This window comes from Prolixibacter denitrificans (genome assembly GCF_003014495.1).
Taxonomy (GTDB): Bacteria; Bacteroidota; Bacteroidia; order Bacteroidales; family Prolixibacteraceae; genus Prolixibacter; species Prolixibacter denitrificans.
Window position 1 is genome coordinate 29,670 of the sequence record NZ_PYGC01000005.1, and the last position, 26,458, is coordinate 56,127.

Sequence of the window (26,458 nt, forward strand, 5' to 3'; positions counted from 1 at the left end):
CAACTAGATTTTTTCACTTTTTGATTGACTGTTAATTTACATTTGAAGTGTAAAAAAAGCGCCTCTGAGCAGGGCGCTTTTTTCATTTGTATGATTATATGTGTTCTTAATCAAGATTCTCCCGGATGGCTTTGTTGATTTTCTGCAAATCATCTAAGGTCAGAGTGAAACTGCAGGCTTCTGCATTCTCACGAGCTTGCTTGTCACTCTTCGCTCCCACCAAAACCGAAGTAATTCCCAACTGACTAAATGTCCAGTTGATGGCCACCTGTGCAACGGTTTTATTATGCTCCCGGGCAACTGATTTCAATACCTTGATGACTTTTTGCACTTTCGACCATTCCGGTTCGTGGTAGTAGTTATAAAATTTGTCCCGGAAATCACCTTCTTTGAAAGTAGGAATCTCCTTAAACTTTCCGGTCAGTAGTCCACCAGCCAGTGTTCCGTACGAAATAATTCCCAATCCGTTTTCCTGGCAATAGGAAACCACATCTTTCTCGATGCTTCTCTCTAATATAGAGTACTGAGGCTGCAGGCTAACCAGCGGAGTAATTTTTCTGACCTCATCCATCTGCTCAGGCGTAAAGTTGGAAACACCCAAATAACGGAATTTACCCGCTTTCTTGATTTTCTCAATCGCCTCCAGCGTATCTTCAATCGGGGTATCGGGATCAGGCCAGTGAAGTTGGTACAAATCGATGTAGTCGGTATTCAGGCGACGAAGCGAATCGTCGATCTCTTTCATCACCGATTCCGGCTTCAGATTTTTGATGAAATCATCTTTTGTCCGAACGATTCCGCATTTGGTCGCCACAACCACCTGGTCGCGATAGCCTTTAATGGCTTTTCCAACCACTTCTTCTGCGTGACCGGCTCCATACGCGGGAGCTGTGTCAATCAAATTAATTCCCGCATCTATTCCGGCCCGAAGCGCATAAATCGATTCACTGTCATCGACATGGCCGAAAAAATCGTTTCCCATGGCCCATGTTCCCAGCCCAACGGCAGTAACACTCAAGTCCGTGTTATGGATTCTTCGTATGAACATAATAACATTTTAATTTTTTCCACTGCATCGTGCACACAAACAATGGATCAGCTTAATTTGCATGCGCTGCAACGTAATATGAAGTTTCAATTTAAGCTAAACTCAGAACGTATAACTAAAGTCAACGGTTCAGCCGCAATGGCAAAGAAGTCAGGACGAAGGTCCGGACAAAAGGAAATCAGGTTGTTGGTTGCACTTTTCACCCAAAAGGCGATTAAAGATAAAAAGTCGTGGCGTTCCTCCCAAAAGAATTCCGGTTCAAACCCGGAAAAATGGTTTTCGGAAGCGTTATCTTTATGGAAGCATAAAGTTAATTAACCTAAGGCCATTACAAAACGGTCTGTTGAATTCAAACCACTAAATAACTGAACCGATGAAAAAAATGCTTCTTCTCCTCGTCCTGTTGACTGGAATTAGTATCACGGGACACACGCAGGACTCATCGCAGGAAATCGTTCCTTTTATGCCGGAATTAATGAATCGTTTTCCCAATGTGCGCGATGTAGCCATATCTCCCGACGGCTCCGAAATCTATTTCTCTGTTTCTTCCTTCCGGAAAGAATTCTACGCCATCGTTGTCATTAAAAGAAATGGTGACGAGTGGAGCGAACCCGTCGTTGCTCCGTTCTCAGGTCAGTACAACGATTTGGAGCCAGCCATTTCACCCGATGGATTAAAGCTCTTTTTCGCCTCTCAACGCCCACTGAATGACACCATCAACGAGCCTAAGGACTGGGACATCTGGTACGTCGAACGAAAAAGTGCGGATGCTGAATGGTCGGCACCAATCAATCCGGGTGCGCCCCTCAATTCCGACGGAAACGAATTTTACCCTTCGGTAACGAACAAGGGCGATGTATATTTTACAACCACACCGAACGAAAATACCGACAAGGAAGATATTTTTGTCAGTCGTTACAGCAAGAAAGGCTTTTCCCAGCCCGTTGCACTTCCGGCCGAAGTAAACACTGATGGTTACGAATTCAACGCGTTCATCGCACCCGACGAATCCTACCTGATTTTTTCATCGTTCGGACGGAAAGATGGCAACGGCGGTGGTGATCTGTATATCGCTTTCCGCGGAAGCGATGGAAAATGGCAGACTGCACAAAACATGGGGCCAGAAATTAACAGCGAACAACTCGATTATTGTCCGTTTGTTGATGTTCCAACGCAAACCTTATACTTTACCAGTGAAAGCAGCAACGTCCGAAAATATTTCGACCGGCCGCAAACACTGGAAGCGCTTGAAGACGAGTTTTATCAGTTCGAAAACGGATTGAGCCGGATTTACCAAATGCCATTTTCGCCGGAAGATTACCAAACAAAAACCGAGTAAAAAAGGTATAAATTGAAAACCGCGGGACTGTTATTAAAATCCCGACAGGAATGAAACTTAGAAATGAAAAACATTAAAGTAATTGCCTTTGACGGCGACGACACCCTTTGGGTGAATGAACCGTATTACCAGGAAACAGAAACACAATTTTGCAACTTACTAACGGCTTACCTTCCCGAAGAGGAAATTCGAAAAGTCCTCTTCCAGACCGAAATAGAGAACCTCTCGCTTTATGGTTACGGAGCCAAAGGTTTTACCCTTTCGATGATGGAAACGGCTCTGAAAATATCGGAAAACCGATTGGAACCAGCCGTTCTGCAAGAAATCATCCGCTTGGGAAAAACACTGCTCGATAAGCCAATCGAACTGCTCGACGGCGTTCAGTCCGTTCTTGCCTCGCTTCAAAACCGATACGAACTCGTATTGGCCACCAAAGGCGATTTGCTCGACCAGGAACGAAAACTGTTCAAATCGGGTTTAAACCCGTTTTTTCACCACATCGAAATCATGAGCAATAAGAAAGAAGACGACTACGAAAAGTTGCTTCACCATCTCGATATAGAACCGGAAGAGTTTTTGATGGTAGGCAATTCGCTGCCTTCCGATATCATTCCGGTCGTCAAACTCGGCGGATTTGGAATCCACGTGCCTTATCACACGACCTGGCAACACGAGGAGGTTGCCAGGCACAACCTGGATACAAAATACTACCGTGAAATCGAAGAACTCAGTGAAATCCCGGAACTTTTAAGCCATGAATAAAATTGATCTTTCCACCTGGAACCGGCGCGAACATTTCGCCTTTTTCAGTCAGTTCGACGAGCCTTTTTTCAGCATCGTTAGCGAAGTAGATTGCACTGTTGCCTACCGGAAAGCGAAAGAGCACGGCATTCCATTTTTCATCTGGTATCTCTACCAATCGCTGCAAGCTGTCAACCTGACAGAGCCTTTCCGCTACCGGATTATCGATGATGAAGTGGTTGTTTTTGATGAAGTCCACGCCTCCTCAACCGTTGCCCGCGACGACCACACATTCGGCTTTACTTTCATGCCCTACCGGGAAGATATGAAAGCCTTCGTTGCTGAAGCCTTACCCGAAATCGAACGGGTTCAACAACTGGAAGGACTTTGCTTTGACGAGCAAACCAGTCGTACCGATGTCATTCACTATTCGTCGATACCATGGATCAACTTTACGGCATTAACCCACGCCCGTCACAATGCGCGAAAAGATTCTGTTCCGAAAATCTCATTCGGACAGTACCGCGAAAAAGAAGGAAAACTGATGATGCCGGTATCGATATCCGTACACCATGGACTCATGGACGGATATCACGTTGGACAGTTTTTGGCGAAATTTCAGGAACTACTTGAATCATAGGAGATGGAAAATTACATATTACAAGGTGATACTGAACAAAGATTTCATTTTTCGGTTTTAATCCGAAAGCATCGAATCCCGATGCAGAATGACAGTATGTAACCTATAAACGAATGACCATGCAAACCATTTTAGGCGCAGGAGGTGCCATTGGCATTGACCTCGCCAAAGAACTTCTGGCTTACACCGACAAAATCCGGTTGGTGAGCCGGAACCCGGTAAGAGTAAATGCCGGAGACGAGCTTTTCCCGGCCGATTTGACCAAAGCCGAAAGCATCGATGAAGCAGTAAAAGGTTCCGACGTTGTTTACCTCGTAGTTGGATTTCCGTACGACATCAAAGTATGGCGTAAAGTATGGCCGCAAGTAATGACCGACGTGATTGCCGCCTGCAAGAAACATAATGCCAAACTGGTTTTCTTCGACAATGTTTACATGTACGATCGGGATGCGATTGGATTCATGACCGAGGAAACACGCGTCCGCCCTACCAGTAAGAAAGGGGAGATTCGCCGCCAGATTGCCCAGCAATTACAAGATGAAATGGCTTCCGGTGAACTCACTGCCCTCATCGCACGTTCGGCCGATTTCCTTGGATTGACCAACAGTGTTCCCGTCGAGATGGTGTATAAAAACCTGGCCAAAGGCAAAAAGGCACAATGGCTGGCCGATGCCAACAAAGTGCATCAATATACATTCGTTCCCGATGCAGCCAAAGCGACCGCTATGCTGGGTAATGCCCCCGATGTATGGAACCAGGTGTGGCATTTGCCCACCGACCATTCACGGTTAACCGGAAAAGATTGGATCGGGCTTTTTGCCAAAGCGCTAAACACCGAGTCCAAGTTTACCGTCGTTCCCGGTTGGATGCTGGGAGTCATCGGACTTTTCATGCCCATCATGCGGGAGCTGAAAGAGATGAATTACCAGAATGATCGCGACTATGTTTTCGACAGTACAAAATTCGAGCAACGTTTCGGCTTTACGCCAACCAAACCGGAAGATGCCGTAAAATATGTGGTCGGGAAATTAAAAGAGGCGGAAAGCTGAGTTGGTATTTGAGGTATTGTTAACCTATCGTCATAAAGCCGGGCCGCTGACAAAACAATCGCCGCCACCTTGAAAAAATTCCTAAATTTGCTCAGCTAAAAATTAAAAACACACACAAATGATTTACCTGGCATCTGACCACGCAGGATTCGAGCTAAAAAAACAAATCGGCGAGTTCCTGAAAGAGATGAACCTTGATTTTGAAGATGTGGGTCCACACACCTATGACGCACAGGATGATTATCCCGATTTCATTATTCCGGCAGCCGAGAAAGTAGCCGAAAAACCATTGGAAAACAAAGGCATTGTGCTGGGTGGTTCCGGTCAGGGCGAAGCACTGGCGGCCAACAAAGTAAAAGGCGTACGGGCAGCGCTTTATTACGGCGGTTCAACCGACATCATCACCTTGTCGCGCGTGCACAACAACGCCAACGTACTCTCTCTGGGAGCCCGTTTTCTGACGATGGATGAAATCAAAGAAGTCATCAAACTCTGGCTGGCGACCGATTTCACGGAAGAAGAACGCCATGCAAGACGGTTGGACAAAATTCTCGACTACGAGATGAAGAAATAAGTCGGTTCAAAATATTTGGATAAAGGCTAAAAAGGCTTCCTGTTAACGGGAAGCTTTTTTTTCAGCAGGAAGGCGCAAAGCCATCCAGGAATAGGACAAAAGCAGTGTGCGTTTCGCGAAAAAAGAATGTAACTGAAACATTGTTCAACCGGGGAGCGATACCGGGTCGTTTCGACCGCCTAACGTTCCCGCGGTGGAGTGTCGTGCGGTTGACTGTCCCACGAATTGGAGACTGTCAAGCCGAAAACGACAGCATACGGAATAAGATTTTGCAAGTTAAAAAGAAACCGCATGCACTATGACCGTTTGTTGTGCTTTCGTGCTTTTTCAATTAATTTTATTTTTTCTCTAAATTCTTTGCTGTTGTGAGGCGGAGTGTCTTCATAGGTTATATAACCTTCGTCACTCTCGCAAAATTCTTTGATTTCCTTAAAAATCTTGTCTTCAATCTCCGTGTTGGGATATTTTGTCTCACAAAAAATTCCCATGATTACATAGCCATCATCTGTGAAGAAAATCTCAGCTCCCCTTAATTCTGATTTTATAGGGTTTGCCCAATATAGGCTGTGTTTAATTGATTTATTCTCAACTAAGAATTTTACAGCTTCATGAGCTGTTTTGAAATTCTCAACAGGGTTGTTCGCATATTGAGGAACTTCATATTCGTCTGCCGTCTCTCTTCTTTCCGGAACGAAATGGTCAAGGAATTCTTTAATAAAAGATTCAGTCCTTTTATCAGTTAATGCATAACAGTCCGCAAAATATCCTTCGTATTCGTCCATTAGTTTCTCTCTTCTTTTTGCATGAAGCATAACGGTTGGTACATGTTGTCGGGGCGGTTTTCGAAGAGCGTTCCTGTCCGAAGGACACGGAACTGCGATGCGAGCCCCGACCAATCGGGGCGCAGTTGGCGTACCACCGAACCCCGCCCTGCAATATGTACTGTGTTGTGGGTAGTTTTTTCATTTTAATAACCATTCAAGTCCGAAAATACCAGCGATTGTCAATATCAATAATAGAAAATTGAAGATATAATCCCCAAAATAGATTCCTCGACCATCTGTAATGTCAAAATTTGAAGCATATGTCGAAACTGGTTCTCTCCCTGTGTCTTTTTTGTAAAAATACCTCAATGTCTGGTAGATACTAAAGAATAAAAGAGGGCTAAACATAAATACGTAAAGTATTGTCTCAATTTTATACAAGACTCCTAAAAGTCCAAAAACTCCAATTATTGCAATTATGCTTGAAACAATAAATGAAAACTTAATCCCTTTAGTATCTCTAACAATTCGATAGTAAGCGAAAGGCGTTGAAATCAATACTACGCATATGCCTAAAACAATTATTATGAATATTGGTATTTTCATCAACTTTTAGTCTTTTAATTGATTAGGGTATTCTGAAAGATATAAGTCAAATCCTTTATCTGCCATCATTTTCATTAGTTTAGAATCAATTACAGCTCCACCTCCAGTAGAATTGGGTTGAATGTCAAATCCAATGTCAATCACATATTCATCTTTTTGCAGTAATTTTGTTTCGCTCTCTAACCATTTTCCAAGTTCTATAATTTGGTTAGGCAAATCCCAAACACCGTTGCAAATCCAAGCAATTTCTTCATTCGTTTTTTGTCTATAAATTTTTATCGGCATATTCTGTTTCGTGCTTTTTTAAAATTACCCACAACGGTTCCGGCTATGAGCAGTGCTGGATTTGAAAACTTTCACTGTGTAACTACCGGTTTGCTTTATTATTGATTTCATTTTGTATTTACTCTTTTCGCCCGCATTGCTTATGAGCCAGTGTTAGGGCAAGTTATTTATTTTTAATTATCTCTTTTAACCTTTCTCTAAGTTTAGGTAATTCCTTTTCGACCTGATTGTCATATATCTCATTCAATGCTTCAATCTCAGGTGTAATATATTCCCATGGCATTTTCATTGATTTAAAATTTTCAATTGTTTTTTGATGTTGAATACATTTTAAAACAATACCACGTATTTCATGAACTACTTTTACAACATCCGAATCAAATAATATTTCCTTTGAATCAAAATATAAGACGTACTCATTATACTTATCTATAATCTCATTTAAATAATCGGCAAAACTTTTAGGGTCGTTAAATTTTACAGGCCTAAAAGCGTCAGTTGCTAATTTCACTAGTCCATCAGTTAATTCAAAGATTCTGTGATGAGCAATAACTGTTTGTTCTGACTTATAATCACCTTTTGATTCATTGTCATATTGATTTGTAATAATTTGAATATTATTGTTTTGAGATTTTTTTAGATTAATATTGCCCAATCGAAATGATTTTACTCTTTCTTTTATCCTCTTAGAAAATACAATTGTCAAAGTTGCAGCAAGTAAGGTCGCAATTGAAGGAACAATCCAATTTAAATTATTCATGAGGTAAGTTTTCATAAGTCGTAGCGTTTTTTATAATTTGCCCTAACTAGTTTACATGTCTACTAAAACTACCATATATTTCCCGTACGGAAGTGCTATGTGTACCTTTTGTATTTTATATTTCCGGTTCAGATTGACAACGGCTACTTGTTTGTTCGATTCACATTTCGTAGGTCCCTTTGGTCTCTCAAGGTAAAAAAATCTCCCATAAACTCATTCTCAGTTTCTTCAGTGAGTCCTGTTTTTGGGGCTCCCAAATTTCCGTTCGCATACCAGATCCATACGTTCACATACCAGATCCGACCGTTCATCAAAAAAATCGGGCCTTTCGTCAATAAAATTGGGTAGGCTAAAATTTTCAAATTATATTCAATTCACGGTTTTCGACAGACAGATTTATTAGCAAAAATTTAGTGAGGAATGGAACGAGAGATGGAAAAACCGTCACCGCGTTCATTGATCAAATCAGCTTGTTATACTCACACACTACTGAACAATTCGCTGTGGCTGCCGATGGCATGTTAGCACGTTAACTGAGGAATCTGGCTTCAGCCAGGCTATTCGTTTTTGCTAAACGGAGCATCTGGCTCCAGCTAGCCTGTCCGTCCAAATTTTTTGGTGTGGCTGGCGCGAGCCAACCTGTTCATCAAAATTAATCGGAGTACCTGTCGCCGCCCAGCCTCTTCTTTTAAGATTTTCGGACTATCTGGCGCGGGCCAGGCGGTTCATTTGCGTCACGCGATGTAGCTGGCTCCAGCCAGGTTGTTTATCTGAATTAAACGAAGCGTCTGGCCTCAGCCAGGGAATTCATTTGAATCACACGGGGCGTCTGGGTAGCGCCATGCAGTTCAAAGCGGTTTGGCAGGGTACACCGGAAATTGATAGCTGTTACCGCCATACCAAATGAAGACTAATTAACAAACCACTAATAAAATCAATACTTATGGAAAGACCAGCGTTTTATCAACTCACCCAGGATGATGTTTATACATTTACCGATCGTTTTTTAGCATTGCAGAAGAATGCCACTTCAGAAACACTGGATTTATCACTCATTATTAGTCCGCTGGATAGCATCTTTCAACGGTACGAATTAGTTCTCCGCAAGGAGCGAAAGAGTCAATATACCGCGAAGTTAGCTGCAGCCGACGAGGTGCGCGACCGGGCCTACCTGGCGTTGCGCCATTACCTGGTGGCCTGCTCGTATGCCAGTTTGGAGGGGTATACTGCTGCCGCCGATACCCTACTGAGTATTTTCAAACGGCTGGGCTGGTCGATGCACAGTTTAGGATACCAGAACGAATCGTCGCGGATGGGAAACCTGATTGCCGAACTGCAGACGGACGAAAACGCCGCTCTGCTGAACACGGTCCAGGCAACGGCCTGGCTGGAGCGTATGATGACGGCAGCCGATGCATTTGAGGCAATGTTCCAGCAGAAACTGACCGCGGAGGCCGCCGATAATACCACTTCGGCGTACCGGTTGCGGAAGGTTCTGCAACAGCAAATCGAAATGAACTTGTCGTGGATGGAAGTGCAGCAGCAGTTCAACAAATCGGACGAACTGGCCACCCTCATCGAGCAAGTAAACGAGTTAACCGCAAATACCATGACCACCGCCCGGGCCAACACCACCCGGAAGTCTTCGGTGGAAGAAGAATAATTGTTTTATTGGTTATCATTTTTGTTACTCATGCTTGTAGTTACATTTTTGGTTTAGTCGCCGGGCAAATGTCCGGCGGCTTTTTTTATTCTCCCCTGTAAGTGGTTGGAAATCCCGACATTGGTTCGCTTTGGAGCAGATGCGTTGAATTGATTTTTATTGCCCCATCCGGGGAAGAGATGGGTCGCGAAGGATAGTGCATTGAATTAGCTTGCCAATGTTGCATTTAGCGGAAACCTGTCAGGTTTCGAAGACCTGACAGGTTTGTTCCGATGCGGATTATCCCTGTCGGTGGTTGGAAACCCCTACGGTGGTCTTCGACTGCAGCGATTCCAACGAGCCTGAAGGGCTCCAATTCCAGAGCTGACTGCGGTTTGCATCGAAAGGTCGCGAACTCATCCCGGAGGGATGGCATATTGTTAGAATGGCGGACAACGAACAAACATGCGACCCTGGCCAGGGTCGTACATCCTATTCGGCATTCCTGATTTCTAACAACATTTGAATCCTCCGGATTCGGTTTGTATGAAGGGGTTTGGGGTGCAGGTTAGAGAAGCGTTGGGATGAGTAGCTAAACCGGCATCAGGTTGCCCGTAGGGCATTTAGTATTGTAGATGATGCGATGTGATGGAAGGCCTGTACCCCGTAGGAGTTATACATTGACATTTATCTAATCGAAGGGAGAGGGTGCAAATCCAAACCACATAGTACACGAAGAAGCCAACCTTGCGTTTGTGTAAAGCTAACGGCCCTTTGTGGTAAAGTTTCGTGTCGACCGCCATGGAGCGGAGCATTTCAAAAAAGATAAATTTCATGTTAACCCGCCCTTACAGGGCGACGGTCATTTCGTGTGCTACTATCCCAAGGCGGTGCCATTGGGCTGAATTAAACTGTCCCTTCGGGACGGAATATCATGATCTGCAAAAGTCCCGTGAAGGACAATATGATGGTAGAAACGGGGTACACCGGAACATCAGGAAACAATCCGGCGGCCTGATTCGTTGGACAAATAAAAAGCTTATGAAGTGGGAAGAAAAAAACAATCAACTGGAAAAAGAATTCACCTTCAACAACTTTGTGGAAGCGGTCGATTTCGTTAACCGGGTAAAAGAACCGGCTGAAGCGATGCAGCACCACCCCGATATTTTTATTCACAGCTATAAAAAGGTCAAAATTACGCTGACCACGCACAGCGAAGGTCATGTGACGCTGAAAGACCACGAACTGGCCGGAAAAATCGACGAGCTTGCTTAAGGCTTGATGACTTTCCGCAGTACGCCCGGCAAACTGAACAGGTCGTAATCGTTGTTGTAGATGATGTACTTGTTGACCCAGCGGGGAGAAAATTTATCCTTGAAACTTTTCAGTCCTTTGTAGTGGGCAAACGAGCGAAGTTTTTCGTACGCAAAGCGGATAGACTTCTCGGGGAAGTTACGCCCTGCATCGATGCCCGCCATTGGGGCAAAGCCCATATTCACCGCTTTAAATCCTTCCTTTTTCAGGAAGAAAAACATCTCCACCATCAAAAACTCGATGGTGCCGTTGGGGGCATCTTTCGTTTTACGGATTAAATCGTAGGTGGCCTCGCCTTCCACATAATCAGGCATGATGTTGGCAAAAGCAATCACCTTCTCCTCCGGACTCTCGATCGTCAGAATGGTTTGCTGCTTCAACTCGTCAAAATCGAAAACGCCCTGCGAAAAGACCATTTCGCCATAACCGCGGTCGTCGAGCCATTCGTTCGATACCGCGTGGATTTTCTGTAGCGTTCCGTCCTTTACCGGGGGACGGTGCACCTTGAACGTGTAACCGGCATCGCGCAGCTTATTGTTCGAGTTTCGCAGCGACTTCTTCTCTTTCCCGTCCGTGTTGAAGGTATCCATCTCGAGAATCGCCTCCTGTCCGAAGTTCAGCGATTTCAGTCCCAGCGATTCATAAACCGGCACATTCTCTTCCGGCACCCGGTAATAAATGCTCTTCATCCCGTTGCCTTTGCAGAATTTTTCGAACTCAAGAATAACAACCGCCATCTCCTCATCGTTGGCGCTAACCGGATTTTCGAGTACAACAGCATAATTTCCAGCCACCCGGTACGAAACAAATCCTTCTACACCTTCAGCTATGTAGAGCAGCTTATCGGAATAGGTTTTGAAATAATCGAGCGGCGAACGCCCGTATTTATGCACTAGTTTCTTTGCTTTCTCCAGTTCCGTTTCATCAATTTCCACCTCAATCACGTAAGGGCGAATGAGTGAGTAGAGCAAAAATGCCATCGAAAGGAAGCCGGAAATATTGATCGAACGCAGGAAAGCTCTTGAATAAGCACTGGTAGGATGCAGTATATCGCTGCGATACAAAAAGAAGTTCTGAATCGTATATTTCACCGACTGGTAGAAACTGAAGTCGATATTGAAGCGGGTTTTATCGAGAAAATAGAACCCCACCACACCGTAAATCAATACCGCCAACATGGTAAGAAGCGATGCCGCCAAACCGATGCGTCCCAGCCGGGCGCTGTTCTGCACATAATATTGTCTGCGGGTTATCACCAATGCAATCAACAGAAAGAGCGAAAGCGTCGCCTCTTCGTAGTCGATGGCTTTGAACAGGTTTCCGAGGATGGACACAACGGTCAATCCCAGGGCCATATACCAGGCCGTTTTCGAACCCTTTAGCAGGAAAGCGGAAACCACCAGCAACAACAGCCCCACCGCGAACACCGCGTCATTGGAGATGTGCATAGCCGACAAGGGAAGGAAATTGTGCAGCATCTGGACCCGGCTGTGAATGGCCGGCGTCAAGGCTGAGATAATATTGACAATTCCGACCGCGAAGGTCAGGAAAACCGGTAGCACGCGCAATATCAGGTTATTTCTGACAAAGAGAAAACTAAAAGCGCCTGCCAGCAGCATTAACCAGAATTCGAAAAAGCGGTAGAGGAACGTGGCCGCAACAGCATCCGTCAGCGAGTAGCCATAGCGGACGAGAATAAAACTCAGGGAAAGCTCGATGGCGCCCAGTCCGCGCAGGAAAGGCGAGGCGATCAGGAACAACACCGAGATGATGTAGCCCATCACCGCTGCTTCGACCGAAATGGGCAATCCCAACGCCCACATCGCGATAAGCAAGTGAGCAATCCCGATAAATTCAATAACTACCGAGACGATAACCGTCGCCAGAAAGCCTTTCCGGTTAACGGCTACAGCCAGTATTTCATTGATCTGGGCTTCGAATGACGGACTCAGTTTGACAATCCACTGATACAGCTTCCCTCTCCGGACAATGGAGCGGAAAGCCCAGACAAATAACAGAATCAATAAGATGGAACCACCCAGGGCGTACACCTCGTCGGATGAAACGGTGTGTTGAACTGCCGAAATGAGGATGGCCGGAACCGCCACAATCACCACCGACAGAATACCCACAAAAGCGTAGATGGAAGAGGCAAAGTGAATCTGCGATTTGGTCACCTGCTGCTCTTCAATGTCGCGGGTGAAGAATGCCAGCGAAGAGATTCCGCCCGCCGGCAGGAAAACGCTCACAAAATTGCGTTTCAGAAACAAAATCATGGCGCTACGCAAAGTGATACGCTGATTCACACTGCGAAAACTGTAGAAATACATGAGTCCCTGCACGCCGATGTAAATAGCTGCCAGAACAACCCCTGCCAGCACCTTCATACGGGAAGCGTTTTCCAGCGTCTCACGGATTTGCACCAACTCCGACCGTTCGTGTTTCACGAAGTAAATGGCGAGGCCAATAAACAGAAAAGCCAGAATGGCCTGAAAGATAATACGGCGGTTTTCGCGAATGAGGGTAATCGTCATTTGCGGTAATTCGCGCCGCCAGCGAGCACTCTTCAAATTTATTTGCATTAGTGATTGTGATTATACCACCGTAAACAAAGTTAACAAAATGAAGTTTTGCTTTCACGACTTTTTATGAGCAGGTATGTTTACCGGCCGACCACTTTTCAAGCTATTCCTCCGTACCGGTTACCATTTTTCGCTTCAGCAGCTGAGCATTGATGGCTACGATGACGGTACTCAGACTCATGAAGACAGCACCCACAGCCGGGCTAATCAGGATTCCGGCACCATACAGCACACCGGCTGCCAGCGGGATAGCCACTACGTTGTAGGCAGTTGCCCAGATGAAGTTCTGAATCATCTTCTTATACGTTTCTTTACCGAAAAGAATCAACGCCGAAATGTCGAGCGGATTACTGTTGACCAGGATGATATCGGCAGTTTCGGCAGCGATGTCGGTTCCCGAACCTACGGCAATTCCCACATCAGCGGTCGCCAGTGCCGGTGCATCGTTGATACCGTCACCCGTCATGGCCACAAACTCGCCGCTTTTCTGGTATTCCTTCACTTTTTCCAGCTTCTGATCGGGCAGCACGCCAGCGAAATAATCGTCGAGGCCCAGCTCGTCCGCCACACTTTTGGCCACCTGTTCGTTGTCACCGGTCATCATTACCAGCTTTAATCCTGCTTTTTTGAGCTGCTTCACTGCCTCGTAGGATTCTTCCCGTATTTCGTCAGCCATGGCGATGAAACCGGCCAGCTCTTCGTCGACCAGTACGAACACAACCGTTTCCTGGTTATTTTTAAACGCCTCGTCCGGCAGTTCGATGTTTTGCTCCTTCACGTAATCCGGGCTTACCACCTTCACGTTCTTCCCGTCGACGGACGCCTGAATTCCTTTTCCCGTTAACGAATCGAACTCTTTCGCCCCGGGAACATCGACGCCTTCGTCTTTCACCTTCTGCATAATTCCGGCAGCCAACGGGTGTTCCGATTGCGCCTCGAGTGCACCTGCCAGTTTCAGCACTTCTTCGTCTGAAAATTTTTCCGCGAAAGCGCCATAACGGGTTACCCCGAAGTTCCCTTTTGTGAGCGTACCCGTTTTATCGAACGCCAACAGCGAAACTTTCCGGGCATTCTCGAAAGCCGTCCGGTTCCGGATGAGCAGTCCGCGCCGGGCCGACACAGCAGTAGAAATAGCCACGACCAACGGAACGGCCAGTCCCAATGCGTGCGGACAAGTAATCACCATCACGGTGGCCATCCGCTCCAGCGCGAAGACAAACGATTTTCCCAGAGCCAGCCAGGTCGCCAGTGTTCCGAACCCGATGGTCAGTGCAATCAGCGTCAGCCAGAAAGCAATCCGGTCGGCCAGGTGTTGCGTGCGCGACTTCTCAGCCTGCGCATCCCGCACCATGTTGATGACCTTGTTCAGATAGGCATCCTCGCCCACCTGTTTCACCGTCACTTCCAGTGAGCCATTTCCGTTGACCGTACCGCCAATCACCTCGTCGCCGGTCGATTTCTTCACCGGTTTCGATTCGCCGGTTACCATCGCTTCGTTCACGTTACTCTCGCCTTTGCTCACCTCGCCGTCCACGGGAATTTTCTCGCCCGGGCGTACCAGCACAACATCATCTTTATTAAGTTGGTCGACTTTTACATCTTCGGTTTCGCCATTCGACAAACGGTGCGCCTCCGAAGGCATCATCTCGACGAGCATCTGCAACGAGCGGGATGCTCCCACCACCGATTTCATCTCGATCCAGTGGCCCAGCAACATGATATCGATTAAGGTGGCCAGCTCCCAGAAAAAGGTCTGTCCTTTCACACCAAACGTAGTGGCTGAGCTGTATCCCCAGGCAACGGTTACCGCTACCGCGATAAGCGTCATCATGCCCGGCAACTTCTTTTTCAGCTCCGACACGAGGCCTTTCAGGAATGGCCAACCACCATAGAAATAGATGAAGGTGGACAGGACAAATAACAGGTAGTTGCTGAAGCCCAGGTTGAGCTGATAGCCCAACAGGTTTTGAATCATAGGCGACAGCACCAGAATCGGGATGGTCACAACCAACGAAATCCAGAACCTTCGCAGGAAATCGACAATCATGTGCGCGTGGTGCCCCGCATGATCGTGATGGGAATGGTGATGATTCCCGTGTTCCGAATTTTCGTGTTGATGGTGATGTTCCTGGTGTTGATGATGATGTTCTTCATGATGATGTTCACCATGCTGATGATCGGTATGATGTTCGTGTTGATGATCCATAGTTGCTTTTTTAGGTTAACAAAATCGATAACTGAACGAATGCACCGTCCGGAGGAGATTGATGACAACGCAAAAATTTTCGGAACGGGTGAAGCCGCAACACGACTTCACTCATTCCGAATAAGGGTATTTCTATTTAATAATACGCCTCAACTCATTAATTGTTCATCATTCCTCTTCTCATTCTGTTGTTGTACATGTTGCCATTCTGCATGGAATTCATCATCCAACCCTGAAATTCCTTCTGCTGTGAATCGTTCAGAACTGACTCCATCTGTTGCACTGTTTTATAGGCGTCTATTCCGATATTAATTCCTGCCTCGGTGCAACTTTGCAGCTGTTTACGCACTACTTCGGGTGAAGCGTTATTTTGCAGCAATGACTGCAGTTTCAGTTGACGTTTTTGTCGTAAAGCCTGCATGTCGACCTCTTTCTTCTGATAAGCCGTTTGCAGGTCAATCAGTTTCTCGGTCTGGTCGGAAGTAAGCGCCAATTGTGACTGCATATGAGGCAGCATGGCCACCACGCGTTCGTACCGCCACATGGGCAAAGTTCCGCCCATCATCATCATGTGAGAATAGTTACCATTCATCATGCCCTGGCCCATCATTCCGCCGGACATCATTCCGTAGTTTCCCTGCATCATCATGCCGGATTGGTTATGCATGTTACGCATGCTTCCCTGATTCATGTTTGATTGTGCTTCAGCTGTTAGCCCTGTTGCCAGGAGTACAGCGACAATCAGTACCGCAATTTTCTTCATCTTAAATTCTCCTCTAATTTTTTATTTCAACATCTGATTCTTTACATCGGGCCATCACCCGGAAACAGTTTGTGCCGATTTATTTTCGTTGCAATCGGTAATTTCTTTCACCTGGCAGGCTGCGCATCCTTCCGAGCTATCGTTGGGATCCATCGAGCAGGAATGGGCTTCGAATGTTGCTTTCGGATCGAAAAGCATTTTCACTCCCAACGCTAACATCACGATGGCTACCAGTACAATTGATATGAGAAATATTTTGAAAAACATGACTTCTGATTTTTATGATTCAACTTCGGTTATCTGTGTATTGTATACCATTGCTAGTTCCTGTTGTGTAGCTTTTGATCGATTTCCGTTTTCATCGGAACCTCCTTCCCTTTTGATTTCAAAGGTAAAACCAACCCACAAGCTAGCTGTTACACAATCTGTGATAAGATTTATACATTCTGCAGGTTATCCTGTTTTTTAGATTTTTTAACATGAAATCTTCTTATGAGGCTGTTGGTTGTCTTCAATTTCCTGTTGCTGGAATTGAGTTTTATGAATTAACTGCTAACTTTAGTCATCATCAAAGTATCCATGACCATGAATGATATAAAAGCCGTTGAAGTGTTTGCCGGAACCAGTTGGGAATCCGGTTTAGTGAAAAGCCTGCTGGAAAATGCGGAGATTGAAGTATTTGTTCAGGATGAAATACAGGGAAATTTAGTGCCCTGGTACACGAGTCCCGGAGGAACAAGTTCGATCCGACTGGTTGTTTCCAGCGAAAATGAAGAGAAAGCCCGTGAAGTAGTAAACCAGTACATGACCGATATAGCCCGCCGGTAGTTGTAAATGGAAGAATCAAACGATAACTTTTTTGTTCGAAGAAAACGAGCCTTTGGCCATGCCGGGAGAGGATTGCGTCTCCTCGCCGGGAAAGAGGTTCATTTCCGTATACATTTGGCTGCTTTTATGTTGGTACTGCTGGTCGGCTGGTGGACAGAAATCTCCCCTGCCGAATGGCTGAGCATTATCATCGTGAGCGGACTGGTGCTTGCGGCCGAGGCCTTTAACAGCGTACTGGAACGACTTTGCGACTTCGTATCGCCGGAGTATCATGCACGAATAAAAGATATCAAAGACATGTCGGCCGCAGCCGTTACCCTGGCAGCGATTGCGGCCTTTGTCACCGGATTGATCATTTTTATTCCCAAACTTATTTTCCCACTGTTTTCATAACTGAAAAGAATAGATGAAGATTGAACATATTGCTATCTGGACGCTCCATCTGGAAGAGATGAAAACGTTCTATGAGACTTATTTCTCGGCGAAAGCCGGAAACCAATACCACAACCCGAACAAACAGTTTCGATCGTATTTTCTTTCATTCGATGAAGGTCCGCGAATGGAGCTAATGCATCGACCGGGAATGAGTCAGAACTCAGGCAGCACCGACTTGACCGGCATCACACACCTGGCCTTTTCGGCAGGCAGCAGGGCAGCTGTTGACCAACTCACGGAAAAGTTGCGCCGCGAAGGATATGTTGTTGCAGGAGAACCCCGCGTAACCGGAGACGGTTACTACGAAAGCGTCATTCTCGATCCGGATGGAAATCATATCGAAATAACTGAATGATATACAAGCCGGATATTCATGTCTTCTTTTTTCGATACTTAGGTTGATTTGCCGTGCCGAATCGTGTAAATTTAGGATGCAGACACTCCAACCATATCTGAAACATTATTCTGTAACTAACCAGTAAACAATTATTTTGTGAAGAGTTCCATTTATAATAACCTGAATGATCCTGAAAAGCTGGAAGAGCTTTACCAGTCCAATCCCAAGCGGTTTGCAGAAGCCTTCCGGGAACTATCTCCTTACCTCACCGACAAGCCGGGCGTTGACTTTTGGATGGCCCGCCTTGATTACCAGAAAACGGAAACACCGGCCGAAAAGGAACGGTACCGAAATAGTCTTTGGTTGCTGGTTCTTTGCAGTGTTTTTGCCATTTTCCTCATCCGGCTTCCCGATATCGCCGGATGGAAGGCCGAGGAGTTTTATCCACCCAATGCGCCGTTTATCGTCTTTGCAGCGATGACTATTTACATTTTCTTCGACCGGAAAAGATGGAGCAAAAGCCGCTTTGGCCAGGTTATCGTCTTGCTGATTGTCCCCGCGATCTACATCAATCTGCTGCCGGGCTATTTCAACAACGACATTAGCACGTTAATCTACATCCATTCCCCGGTGCTTCTTTGGGGAATCTTTGGCTGGGTTTATATTAATTTCAACCGGAGGGATTTATCACGTCGCGCTGTTTTCATCCGTGCCAACGGCGATATCATCATACTGACGGGCTTGTTCCTGATTGCCGGCGGCATCATGACCGGGTTAACACTAGGCCTCTTCGACGTCATCCACGTCAACATTGAGAAATTTTACCTTTATAATATTGTTCCGGCCGGATTGGTTTCCGCTCCCGTAGTCAGTTTATGGGTTATCCGACACCACCCGACCATCACGAATAAACTCGCTCCGGTCATTGCACGGATTTTCACGCCATTGGTTTTTCTCTCGCTGCTCGCCTACCTCATTGCGCTTCCCTGGGCCGGACCGAATTTATTCAGCGACCGTGAATTTTTGTTGCTCTTTAACCTGATGTTGCTCGCCGTTGCGGCCATCATCGCCTTTTCGATATCGGAAACCAAGCAGAAAGCCAGCCGCTTCAACCTGGCCATGTTGTTTGGACTGACCATTATGGCCGGCATTGCGAACCTGATGGCTTTAGTTGCCATTGTGCACCGCATCAGCGAATATGGGATTACGCCCAACCGCTTTTCGGTTATCGCCATCAATATCCTGCTGTTTGTCCATTTGATATTTATCGGAAGGCGATTGGGACAGGTCATTTTTCAGGGCAAAAAAGTTCAGGTTGTGGAAAAAGCGATCACCTCTTATTTGCCGGTCTATCTACTGTGGGCAGGATTCGTCGTTTTCTTCTTCCCGATTATTTTCGGTGCTTATTAAAATTCCAGCGTAAGCTGAACAGGAATTCCTTCGCCCGGAAGGGTAAGATTGGAAAGCGTCAATCCCAGAAGGCGTACTCCTTTTTGGGCCGCTTCGTAATATGGCAACAAATCAACGCCGGTGCGGTAAAGCTGTTCCATGCCAATAACGTTTCCCGTGAAGGTGTGGCTCCTGGTAATCTGCTCGAAGTCGGCATATTTCACTTTGAGCGTGATGGTTTTTCCCATGGCCTGCTTCTTTTTCACCCGGTTCCAGACGATTTCGGCAATGATTTCCAGTTCGTGTTGCAACTCTTTCGCATCATACAAATCACGATCAAAGGTCCTCTCACCGCCAATGGATTTTCGTTCCCGATTTGGGTTTACCGGACGATTGTCAATTCCGCGGGCAATATCGTAGTAATAGCTTCCGGCTTTGCCAAACGAACGAATAAGTTCGGCCCGATCGAATTTCTTCAGGTCGCGCCCAAAATGAATGCCCATTTCATGTAAGCGGCCTGCCGTCACTTTTCCAACTCCGAAAAATTTATCGATTTCCAGTTTCTCCACAAATGCTTCCGCATCCTCTGGCGGAATGACAAACAAACCATCTGGTTTCCGGTAGTCGGAAGCAATCTTAGCCAGGAATTTGTTGCAGGAAACGCCCGCCGAAGCAGTCAGGTTCACTTCTTCTTTAATTCGCTGCTTGATTTCACGGGCAATCAGCGTTGCCGAAGGTTTTCCTTTTTTGTGAAAAGTGACATCCAGAAAAGCCTCGTCCAGCGAAAGGGGCTCGACCAAATCAGTGTATTCATGAAAAATGGACTGGATTTGTTCCGACACTTTGCGATAAGTATCGAAGTGTGGCTTAATGAAGATGAGATCGGGACATTTTCGGGCTGCCGTTACGGAAGGCATGGCTGAGCGAACACCAAACTTACGCGCTTCGTAGCTGGCTGCAGCCACTACCCCCCGCTGACGACTTCCGCCAACAGCAACAGGTTTTCCACGCAATTCGGGATTGTCGCGCTGCTCCACCGACGCGTAGAATGCGTCCATGTCGATATGGATAATCTTCCTGACCGGTTCCATAACAGGATTTCCTTCGTACAAATGTAACAGGGAAATCCGAAATGTGGAGACAAATACCGGTCAGTCGATGTTGCCCGATTTATTTCTTAGGAGATGACTGGCCAGGTTTCCGTCCTTGTCCTCCGGAACGTTTGCCTCCTCCCTTTCCACCTTTGTGGTAAGGTTTCCTTTGTCCACGGCCTCTTCCCTTAAATTCCCTGGGATTATATTCAGGCGATTCACCCAGTTCAGCAGGAACCGGTACTTTGGTCACTTCCCGTTCAATCAGGTTTTCAATTTTTTTGAAGTCGTGCTGGTCCCTATCGGTGATAAAGGTAATTGCCACACCGGAGCGCTGCGCGCGGGCTGTACGGCCAATGCGGTGCACATAATCCTCGGCATCGTTTGGCACATCGAAGTTCAACACAAGGTCGATGCCTTCGATATCGATTCCACGCGAAAGAATATCGGTAGCCACCAGAATCTGCGTTTTCTTATTCCGGAAGTTGCGCAAAACTTCTTCTCTTTCGCCCTGATCCAAATCGGAGCTGATACCGTCGGTACGGAATTTCATCTTCTTCAGCTCCCTCACAATCTGTGTTACATTCGCCTTCCGGGAAGTAAAAATGATGATGCTTTCGAAATCCTCTTTGTCCTTCAACAGACTGCTGACCAAATGCAATTTCTGAGGCTCATAAGTCATGTAAGCCACCTGCAGAATGTTCTCAGCCGGTTTGGAAATGGCAATATTGACTTCCTCCGGCTCGCGAAGGATGCTGTTAGCTAATTTGCGGATTTTGGGTGGCATAGTAGCCGAGAAAAGCAAGGTTTGTCTTTCTACCGGCAACTCGCGCACGATTCGCATAATATCGTCAAAGAAGCCCATGTCGAGCATCCGGTCGGCTTCATCCAGAATCAGGTGACGAACCGTCGAGAAATCGCCGTAACGCAGATTCATGTGCGCCAGCAACCGGCCAGGTGTTGCCACAATAATGTCGGCACCTTTTCGCAACGCAACCCGCTGCCGTTCGAAAGCGTTTGCTTCACCGCCACCATAAACAGCAATCGATGAAACCGGGCAGAAATAAGAAAAGCCTTCGATTTGCTGATCGATTTGTAACACCAGTTCCCGGGTGGGAGCGATGATGAGTGTATCGATTCCTTTGCTGCCTTCGCGGGAAACGCGGTTAAGCACCGGCAACAGATAAGCTGCAGTCTTTCCGGTTCCGGTCTGGGCGCAGGCAATCAGGTCCTTTTCCTGAAAAATAACCGGCATGGCTAACTCCTGCACGGGCGTGCAATCCTCAAATCCCATGGATTCGAGTCCGTCCATTACTTCCGGTTCAAAATTAAATTCGGTGAATTTCAATGTTATTGGGTTTACTGTTTTTTACTTATTTAAACTGAGTTGGGTATCCGTTTCCGGAGAATCTACTCCGGTGTTTTTCATTTTCCTGCTAAGCTATAAACTATTCGACATAAAGCACTAATCCCTTCAAATATTCTCCTTCCGGATGATAAATATCGATTGGATGATCAGCTGGTTGCGTCAGTTGATGCAGGATGCGCACCTTCCGTTTCGCGATAGCAGCGCCTGAAAAAACCGCCTGCCGGAACTGGTCCTTGCTCACCGCTTGCGAGCAGGAGAAGGTGAAGACAATTCCGCCGGAACGAATCTGCGAAAAAGCCCGCGCATTCAGTTTCTTGTATCCTTGCAAAGCTTGTCGCACCACACGTTGATGCTTCGCAAAAGCGGGCGGGTCAAGTACAATCAGGTCGTACTTGTCTTTGATGTCTCGCATGAAATCAAATGCGTCGGCTGTAAAAGCCTCGTGCCTTTTGTCGCCCGGAAAATTCAGTTCCACATTCCGGTTGGTCAATTCAATGGCTTTCGCTGAAGCATCGACTGAATGGACGAGTCGCGCACCACCATTCATGGCATAAAACGAAAAGCCTCCGGAATAGCAGAACATATTCAGTACATCGCGATCTTTGGCGTAATCGGCCAACAGTTTCCGGTTTTCTCTTTGGTCGACAAAGAATCCGGTTTTCTGTCCGGTTTCCCAGTCCACTTCGAATTTATTGCCATACTCCATCACTTCCCGGGTGAGCGATTCGCCCCACAGGTAACCATCTTCCGGTTCTACATCCGCTTTGTAGGGAAGCGTTTTCGCACTTTTATCATAAATAGCTGTTACCCGATCGCCCAGAACGTTCCGGATGGCTTCCGCAATCAACGAACGGTTGAGCCACATGCCCACCGAGTGCGCCTGGTAAACCACCGTGCCATTGTAATAGTCGACGATGAGTCCCGGCATACCGTCGCCTTCGCCATGAATGAGCCTGAATACATTGGTATCGTCCCGTTCCGTTAATCCGATCTCCTGACGGAGTTTCCATGCCGATGCAATTTTTTCAGTCCAGAAAGCCAAATCAGGAACTTCCTCCTCGAAAGAGAAAACCCGCACCATGATGGAACCAATCTGGTAGTGTCCAAATCCAAGAAAACGACGCTCGTGATTGTAAACAGCCACCACATCGCCCTCTTCCACCGGACCTTTTACTTTTTGAATAGCACCTGAAAAAATCCACGGATGAAACCGAAGCAACGATTCATCCTTACCCTTTTTCAGAATGATTTTTGAAAAACCTTGCATTTGCTTTATTGATGGTTAATTAACGATACCGGGAATGAATAAGGTATCGTCCTGTCGGGATCAGATAGCCATCTGACCTTCCATTTCGAGCAGGCGAACATATATTTCATACGAAACCCAGGCATCGGTTGCCGCATAAATTTGCTGTGGCACCGTTAAAACCGGAGCTTCCCAGTTAGTCAAACGCTGTGATTTAGAAATACGGAATCCCAATACAATACCAGCCAGTTTCTTCAGGCTGAAGTTCTCGATGCCGAAATCCTTGACGTATTCCTGCAATTCGACAAATCCTCCCGGGCGAAAATGGTTGACATTCTTCAAAATCTTAATATCATCACGAATGGCCGCTCCACTTTTTACAATCTTCGGATTAGCCAGAATATCGGCCAGCCTTTCCGGCAAACCGATTTTATTAATCCGGAATAAAAATGCTTTGTCAGAAGTAGAAAGCTGAAGAAGAGCCACCGGATTGGTTTGCCCTTTTTTGAAGGAAGGACGCGTTTCTGTGTCAAAACCGAGGATGAGCTGCTGCTCCAGATAACGAGCCGCTTCATCCACCTGTTCCAGTGTTTCGACAAGCTGAATCTCTCCCTCAAAATGACTCAAAGGCAATTCATTCAGTTCATCTTTCGAAATACACTTATGTAAAACAGTTGTTTCTTCCTTCATAATTAAAAATCTTCCTACTCCCCTCTGAAATTCTTGAATTGCTGTTTCAGAATCCAGTCGGGACTATCAATTTGTTCCTTGTCATCTTTCTTTTCAGCCTCTTTCTTCTTTGCATCTTCCGACAGATCCACATCCCCAAAAGTGAGATTGTGCAATGCCCGAAGACCGTTAACAAGCTGCTGGCCCCAATACTCCGCAAAATTGTTACGGCACTCTAATAACGCGTCGTTCATCACTTCAACGGTGCCAATGCGATAAGAGAGAATGAAATCCTTCAAATCCTGGTAAATGTCGGCCATATTTTCCGCCAGACTTCCTTCAACAGGACCTTCGCTGTATTGAATCAACGGATCGAAAACCTCCAGATAGCCGTCGTGTTCGGCAAGCTTCACCTGCAATTTCCGATGCAGGTAGTTGTAGTCTTCCTCTGCAACAAACTTTTCCGGCTCATCCTCCAGCATTTCCTCGACTTCCGGAAGCAGAGAAGCTTTCAGGTATAACAACGGAAAAATCTTCTGCATTTTATGCACGAAATCCTTCCTGTTAAGATCGTCCATCGTTTCCAGCGTGGCACAATACTCATTGGCCACTGTCACGAACTCGATAACGTTGACTGAATAGACAATATGTGACGTTTCCCCTTCCATTAGCTGATGAGAGATATTTTTTCTAAATCAGCCACAAAGGTAATATAAAAAAGCGAGAGACCTCAGGAGTTTGCCTTAAGCTTCAGTCAGGATTCTCTACAATGTAAACGTCCGTCGGAACCATTTATTATGCTTCCATTATCGAGCATCCAGCGTGTTACGCCCAACACCTGTTTCTCCTTTCCATCTACTTCGCGCACCAACTCTTGAATAGCCAGCGGCTGTTCAAGTAGCAATTCGTTTACCTTCCGGGAAATATGTTCGAACTCCGAGCGGGTTACGCCCGCCTTATGTTCCCGCCGGCAAACATCGCATTCGCCGCATGGTTGCCCATCGGATTGCCCGAAATAATTGAGCAAAACCACGCTCCGGCATTGCTCTTCCTGAGCAGCATAATCAATGACGGCATCCACCCGTTCGAGAAACCGCTGTTTGCGAATGGCATAATTCTCCGGACTGATTTTGATGCGTTTTTCTTCGATGCGCTCTTTCGTGAAAATGACCAGCGCACTTTTTCGACGCGGAATGTAGTGAACCACTTTCAATGTATTCAGCCGGCTCAGGTATTCCTTCACCACATCGACCGTGGTTTTGGCCCGTTGCGCCAGAATTTGCTCATTTACTACCGTGAATTCGCTGAAAACACCTGTATACGAGCGGAGCAGCAACTTGATAAACGCATCGAACGAAGCATTGGCGACCTGAAACTTGTATAATTCATCGCGGGTTACCCGGAAAAAAATACGCGACGAATGTTCCAGTTCATCGGTGAATTCGATGTACCCCTCGCGCTGCAATATTTTCAGACAATGAAAAACCGCCAATGGCTGGAGGTTGAAATTACGCGAAAAGTCAGCCAGGTTAAAATCGAACACGCGTCCTTTTCCCGTCCCAACAGCTACACTAAAATAATTTCCCAGCGCCTTGTACACACGGCGAATCATGTCCATTTCCGGGAAACTGTCAGTCACTTGCTTGTGCAATCGCCGTTTGTCGGTTGCATTGAACAGTAAAACAGCCGCTGCCTTTTTTCCGTCACGACCGGCCCGGCCCGCCTCCTGAAAATAAGCCTCCAGCGAATCGGGCAAATCGACGTGAATCACAAAACGAACATCCGGCTTATCGATGCCCATCCCAAATGCATTGGTCGCTACAATGACCCGCGACTTACCATTCATCCATTCATCCTGCTTTCGTGCGCGAATCTCCGGTGCCAGTCCAGCATGATAAAAATCGGCGGAGACACGCTCTCTTCTCAGCAATTCGGTAATCTCCCGGGTTTTCTTCCTACTGCGAACGTAAACCACACCGCTGCCTTTCGCTTTTTTCACCGATTCGACCAGATAGCCCAGCTTGTCTTCCTTTTGCCGGACCATGTAAACCAGGTTTTCACGGTAGAAACTCTTTTGCAGGACATTCTTCTCGCGGAACTTCAGCTTATCCTGAATATCATCGACTACATCGGGAGTAGCCGTCGCTGTCAGCGCCAATATTGGAACCTCCGGGAAATGCTCACGCAAAGAAGCGATGTTCAGATAGGAAGGACGAAAATCATACCCCCACTGCGAGATACAATGCGCTTCATCCACCGTAATCAGATTCAGGTTCATCCGGTGCAGGTATTCCTGAAACGATGAGCTAACCAACCGTTCGGGCGAGACGTATAGGAATTTGTAATCGCCGTAAACCGCGTTCTTCAGAGTTACATCGATCTCTATCGAAGTCATTCCCGAGTAAACGGCCAATGCTTTGATACGGCGCTTTTTCAGATTCTCCACCTGGTCCTTCATGAGCGCAATTAATGGCGTTACCACCAGGCACAAGCCTTCGTTTGCCATTGAGAAAACCTGGAACGTAATGGACTTTCCTCCTCCGGTAGGCATCAATCCCAACGTATCATTCCCCGAGGCAACCGAATGGATGATCTCCTCCTGCAACGGTCGGAAATCATCGTAGCCCCAGTATTTCTTTAATATTTCGTGAAAATCGCTCATATGATCAGTTGCACAAATTTAGGAAATACCCTCATCAAAAACAGAGCAATTCATTTTCTTTCATATCACTGTTGATTTCTAGTCTAAACCTACATATCAGATGAAGTACATTTCACACA

At 46.4% G+C, this 26,458-nt stretch carries 27 protein-coding genes; 12 read left to right on the forward strand and 15 right to left on the reverse strand.

All coding sequences use genetic code 11. The features are described 5' to 3' along the window. Positions 1-106: 106 nt before the first annotated feature. Positions 107-1,048: an aldo/keto reductase gene (locus tag CLV93_RS10925; protein ID WP_106542243.1), complete on the reverse strand. Its 942-nt coding sequence runs from the start codon at positions 1,046-1,048 to the stop codon at positions 107-109. A 42-nt stretch (positions 1,049-1,090) separates the two neighbouring features. On the opposite strand from CLV93_RS10925, the gene CLV93_RS10930 reads away from it, so the two are divergent. The 6 genes from CLV93_RS10930 to CLV93_RS10955 all read left to right on the forward strand — a co-directional run bounded on the left by CLV93_RS10930 (position 1,091) and on the right by CLV93_RS10955 (position 5,391). Then, a complete protein-coding gene (locus tag CLV93_RS10930; protein WP_106542244.1) occupies positions 1,091-1,366 on the forward strand; it encodes a hypothetical protein in 276 nt (91 codons plus the stop codon). A gap of 55 nt (positions 1,367-1,421) precedes the next feature. Next, positions 1,422-2,387: a TolB family protein gene (locus CLV93_RS10935; protein ID WP_106542245.1), complete on the forward strand. Its 966-nt coding sequence runs from the start codon at positions 1,422-1,424 to the stop codon at positions 2,385-2,387. Between the two features lie 63 nt (positions 2,388-2,450). Next, positions 2,451-3,149 (forward strand): HAD family hydrolase, encoded by a 699-nt coding sequence (locus CLV93_RS10940; protein WP_106542246.1) that lies wholly within the window; start codon positions 2,451-2,453, stop codon positions 3,147-3,149. After that, the gene (locus CLV93_RS10945; RefSeq protein WP_106542247.1) at positions 3,142-3,768 is read left to right on the forward strand and encodes a chloramphenicol acetyltransferase; all 627 of its coding nucleotides are present in this window, start codon (positions 3,142-3,144) and stop codon (positions 3,766-3,768) included. The genes CLV93_RS10940 and CLV93_RS10945 overlap by 8 nt, the downstream gene beginning before the upstream one ends. A 119-nt stretch (positions 3,769-3,887) precedes the next feature. Further along, positions 3,888-4,817 (forward strand): NAD-dependent epimerase/dehydratase family protein, encoded by a 930-nt coding sequence (locus CLV93_RS10950; RefSeq protein WP_106542473.1) that lies wholly within the window; start codon positions 3,888-3,890, stop codon positions 4,815-4,817. 118 nt (positions 4,818-4,935) lie between these two features. Further along, entirely contained in the window at positions 4,936-5,391 is a 456-nt protein-coding gene (locus CLV93_RS10955) for an RpiB/LacA/LacB family sugar-phosphate isomerase (RefSeq protein ID WP_106542248.1), read from the forward strand. Between the two features lie 296 nt (positions 5,392-5,687). Here the strand turns inward: CLV93_RS10955 and CLV93_RS10960 are convergent, their stop codons facing one another. From CLV93_RS10960 to CLV93_RS10975, 4 genes are all read right to left on the reverse strand, one after another. Next, entirely contained in the window at positions 5,688-6,173 is a 486-nt protein-coding gene (locus tag CLV93_RS10960) for a hypothetical protein (RefSeq protein ID WP_146142010.1), read from the reverse strand. A 180-nt stretch (positions 6,174-6,353) separates the two neighbouring features. Next, positions 6,354-6,761, reverse strand: coding sequence for a hypothetical protein (locus CLV93_RS10965; RefSeq protein ID WP_106542250.1), 408 nt, complete (start codon positions 6,759-6,761; stop codon positions 6,354-6,356). Positions 6,762-6,767: 6 nt separating this feature from the next. Beyond that, entirely contained in the window at positions 6,768-7,046 is a 279-nt protein-coding gene (locus tag CLV93_RS10970; RefSeq protein WP_106542251.1) for a hypothetical protein, read from the reverse strand. A 163-nt stretch (positions 7,047-7,209) separates the two neighbouring features. Then, the gene (locus CLV93_RS10975; protein WP_146142011.1) at positions 7,210-7,821 is read right to left on the reverse strand and encodes a hypothetical protein; all 612 of its coding nucleotides are present in this window, start codon (positions 7,819-7,821) and stop codon (positions 7,210-7,212) included. A gap of 928 nt (positions 7,822-8,749) precedes the next feature. Between CLV93_RS10975 and CLV93_RS10985 the strand changes: the two genes are divergently transcribed. After that, entirely contained in the window at positions 8,750-9,469 is a 720-nt protein-coding gene (locus CLV93_RS10985) for a DUF6261 family protein (protein ID WP_106542254.1), read from the forward strand. Positions 9,470-10,489: 1,020 nt separating this feature from the next. Beyond that, positions 10,490-10,723 (forward strand): 4a-hydroxytetrahydrobiopterin dehydratase, encoded by a 234-nt coding sequence (locus tag CLV93_RS10990; RefSeq protein WP_106542255.1) that lies wholly within the window; start codon positions 10,490-10,492, stop codon positions 10,721-10,723. On the opposite strand, the gene CLV93_RS10995 is transcribed toward CLV93_RS10990, so the two are convergent. The 4 genes from CLV93_RS10995 to CLV93_RS11010 all read right to left on the reverse strand — a co-directional run bounded on the left by CLV93_RS10995 (position 10,720) and on the right by CLV93_RS11010 (position 16,580). Next, complete coding sequence (locus CLV93_RS10995) at positions 10,720-13,344, reverse strand: phosphatidylglycerol lysyltransferase domain-containing protein (RefSeq protein WP_106542256.1); 2,625 nt, start codon at positions 13,342-13,344, stop codon at positions 10,720-10,722. The two genes, CLV93_RS10990 and CLV93_RS10995, sit on opposite strands and share 4 nt — an antisense overlap. 103 nt (positions 13,345-13,447) lie before the next feature. Continuing rightward, on the reverse strand, positions 13,448-15,550 hold the full coding sequence (locus CLV93_RS11000) for a copper-translocating P-type ATPase (protein ID WP_106542257.1): 2,103 nt from the start codon (positions 15,548-15,550) through the stop codon (positions 13,448-13,450). A gap of 157 nt (positions 15,551-15,707) precedes the next feature. Next, on the reverse strand, positions 15,708-16,313 hold the full coding sequence (locus CLV93_RS11005; RefSeq protein WP_106542258.1) for a hypothetical protein: 606 nt from the start codon (positions 16,311-16,313) through the stop codon (positions 15,708-15,710). Between the two features lie 54 nt (positions 16,314-16,367). Next, entirely contained in the window at positions 16,368-16,580 is a 213-nt protein-coding gene (locus tag CLV93_RS11010) for a hypothetical protein (RefSeq protein ID WP_106542259.1), read from the reverse strand. Between the two features lie 318 nt (positions 16,581-16,898). Between CLV93_RS11010 and CLV93_RS11015 the strand changes: the two genes are divergently transcribed. From CLV93_RS11015 to CLV93_RS11030, 4 genes are all read left to right on the forward strand, one after another. Continuing rightward, positions 16,899-17,141: a DUF2007-related protein gene (locus CLV93_RS11015; protein ID WP_170108922.1), complete on the forward strand. Its 243-nt coding sequence runs from the start codon at positions 16,899-16,901 to the stop codon at positions 17,139-17,141. Between the two features lie 6 nt (positions 17,142-17,147). Beyond that, positions 17,148-17,534 carry a diacylglycerol kinase gene (locus CLV93_RS11020; RefSeq protein WP_106542261.1) on the forward strand — a complete coding sequence of 129 codons (387 nt, stop codon included), beginning with the start codon at positions 17,148-17,150 and terminating at the stop codon, positions 17,532-17,534. A 13-nt stretch (positions 17,535-17,547) separates the two neighbouring features. Further along, positions 17,548-17,931 carry a VOC family protein gene (locus CLV93_RS11025; RefSeq protein ID WP_106542262.1) on the forward strand — a complete coding sequence of 128 codons (384 nt, stop codon included), beginning with the start codon at positions 17,548-17,550 and terminating at the stop codon, positions 17,929-17,931. A 138-nt stretch (positions 17,932-18,069) separates the two neighbouring features. After that, positions 18,070-19,323 (forward strand): DUF4153 domain-containing protein, encoded by a 1,254-nt coding sequence (locus tag CLV93_RS11030; RefSeq protein ID WP_106542263.1) that lies wholly within the window; start codon positions 18,070-18,072, stop codon positions 19,321-19,323. Here the strand turns inward: CLV93_RS11030 and dinB are convergent. The 6 genes from dinB to CLV93_RS11060 form a co-directional block, all read right to left on the reverse strand. Further along, entirely contained in the window at positions 19,320-20,393 is a 1,074-nt protein-coding gene (gene dinB, locus CLV93_RS11035; protein WP_106542264.1) for a DNA polymerase IV, read from the reverse strand. The genes CLV93_RS11030 and dinB overlap by 4 nt on opposite strands. A gap of 79 nt (positions 20,394-20,472) precedes the next feature. Further along, positions 20,473-21,741, reverse strand: a complete 1,269-nt coding sequence (locus tag CLV93_RS11040) for a DEAD/DEAH box helicase (protein ID WP_106542265.1) — start codon at positions 21,739-21,741, stop codon at positions 20,473-20,475. Between the two features lie 100 nt (positions 21,742-21,841). Next, positions 21,842-23,029, reverse strand: coding sequence for a class I SAM-dependent rRNA methyltransferase (locus tag CLV93_RS11045; RefSeq protein ID WP_106542266.1), 1,188 nt, complete (start codon positions 23,027-23,029; stop codon positions 21,842-21,844). Between the two features lie 60 nt (positions 23,030-23,089). Continuing rightward, on the reverse strand, positions 23,090-23,698 hold the full coding sequence (locus CLV93_RS11050; RefSeq protein ID WP_106542267.1) for a 3'-5' exonuclease: 609 nt from the start codon (positions 23,696-23,698) through the stop codon (positions 23,090-23,092). A 14-nt stretch (positions 23,699-23,712) separates the two neighbouring features. Continuing rightward, positions 23,713-24,345, reverse strand: coding sequence for a DUF5063 domain-containing protein (locus CLV93_RS11055; RefSeq protein ID WP_106542268.1), 633 nt, complete (start codon positions 24,343-24,345; stop codon positions 23,713-23,715). An 86-nt stretch (positions 24,346-24,431) separates the two neighbouring features. After that, positions 24,432-26,339 (reverse strand): RecQ family ATP-dependent DNA helicase, encoded by a 1,908-nt coding sequence (locus CLV93_RS11060; protein WP_106542269.1) that lies wholly within the window; start codon positions 26,337-26,339, stop codon positions 24,432-24,434. Between the last annotated feature and the right edge of the window lie 119 nt (positions 26,340-26,458).